1 protein-coding gene is annotated in these 870 nt (G+C 47.2%); it reads left to right on the forward strand.

Annotated elements, in window-relative coordinates; translation table 11 throughout:
* A partial coding sequence (locus H5300_RS28595) for an IS110-like element ISVisp6 family transposase (protein ID WP_182797376.1) occupies positions 1–729 on the forward strand: 729 nt, incomplete at its 5' end.
* Positions 730–870: the final 141 nt, after the last annotated feature.

An 870-nucleotide genomic window follows, 5' to 3' on the forward strand; every position in this document is an offset into this window, starting at 1 on the left:
GAAGCTGTTCAGCGTCCATCAACTCGCTTTGTACCCGTAAAATCCCCCGAGCAACAAGCCATCTTATCGGTACATAGAATGAGAGAGCATTGGGTTCGTGAACGCACCGCGCTTATGAATCGCATGCGCGCCCTACTCTCTGAATTCGGGTTGGTCATTCCTGTTGGCCGCTCTTCGTTAATGAAACAGGTTCCCTTAATGCTGGAAGACGCAGAAAATGAACTGCAACACCTCGCAAGAACGGTGATTGCCGATGCTTATCACCACCTTGGAGAATTGAATCAACGTATCGCCGATACAGAGCAAGTCTTTGACTCTTTTGCTAAGGTCAGCGCTAATGTTCAACGAGTGATGAAAGTTCGAGGTATTGGGCCGCAAACTGCAACAGCGATACTTGCTTCGATAGGCAATGGTTCCCAATTTGATAAAAGTCGCGATTTCTCTGCTTGGCTAGGCTTAGTACCAAAGCAATATTCGACGGGAGGAAAGCCTCGCTTAGGTCGGATAACCAAACACGGCGACAAATACTTGCGAACACTATTAGTTCACGGCGCAAGGACCGTGATTGCCAACCTTGGCGACAAGCAAGATAAGTTAAGTCAGTGGTGCAGAGGCGTTCTGGAACGAAGAGGAATGAACCGAGCAATAGTGGCACTTGCCGCGAAGAACGCACGAATTATATGGTCGCTTTTACACAATCAAACAGAATATGAAAACTATGCTGCTTAAGTAAAAATCTAAGCAACATAAAGAGTTAAACCCACCGGGTCATTGCAGACGCTAATGATGGAGATAGGTTAAGACCACTTGCGGAGAGCCTGTTAATGCGGCGGACACACTAGATGTCATCTAACGAATAAGGCACCGCAG

The sequence above is a fragment of the Vibrio sp. SG41-7 genome (genome assembly GCF_014164465.1).
In the GTDB taxonomy this organism is placed as follows: domain Bacteria; phylum Pseudomonadota; class Gammaproteobacteria; order Enterobacterales; family Vibrionaceae; genus Vibrio; species Vibrio splendidus.